The organism is Streptomyces malaysiense, from assembly GCF_000980885.2.
GTDB classification, from domain to species: Bacteria; Actinomycetota; Actinomycetes; order Streptomycetales; family Streptomycetaceae; genus Streptomyces; species Streptomyces malaysiense.
Genome location: NZ_LBDA02000188.1, coordinates 1 through 601, shown reverse-complemented (window position 1 = coordinate 601; position 601 = coordinate 1). Strand labels below are relative to the sequence as shown.

At 68.7% G+C, this 601-nt stretch carries 1 protein-coding gene; it reads left to right on the top strand.

The window, feature by feature from the left end:
• Positions 1-114: 114 nt before the first annotated feature.
• Positions 115-601: Ig-like domain-containing protein (locus tag VT52_RS39495; protein ID WP_276208003.1), on the top strand; the 487-nt coding region annotated here is incomplete at its 3' end.

Sequence of the window (601 nt, the reverse complement as noted above, 5' to 3'; positions counted from 1 at the left end):
GGTACGGCCACGCTCACCACGTCCGCCCTCTCCGTCGGGACGCATCCGCTGACGGCGGTGTACAGCGGGGATGCCGACTTCACCGCCTCCACGTCCCCGGTGGACAGTCAGACGGTGACGCAGGCGGCGAGTGCGACCGTGCTCACGTCCGCTCCTGATCCGTCGGTGTTCGGGCAGGGGAAGATCTTGACGGCGACGGTGTCCGCGGTCGCGCCGGGTGCGGGGACGCCGACCGGTACGGTCAGTTTCTTCGACGGTGCCACTCTTCTCGGTACCGGCACTCTCAGTGGTGGTACGGCCTCCTTCACGACGGGCGGGCTGAGTGTCGGTGCCCATTCGCTGACGGCTGTCTACGGTGGGGACGGGGACTTCGTGGGTTCCACGTCGCCGGTGGACAGTCAGTCGGTGGTGAAGGGGTCGAGTTCGACGGTCGTGACGGTGGCGCCTGATCCGACGGTGTTCGGTCAGGCGAAGACGTTCACCGCGACCGTCACCGCGGTCGCGCCGGCGTCGGGGACGCCTTCGGGGACGGTGACGTTCTTCATCGGGGGTATTCCGCAGCCTCCGGTGGCGCTCGTCGGTGGCGTGGCGACCCTGACGA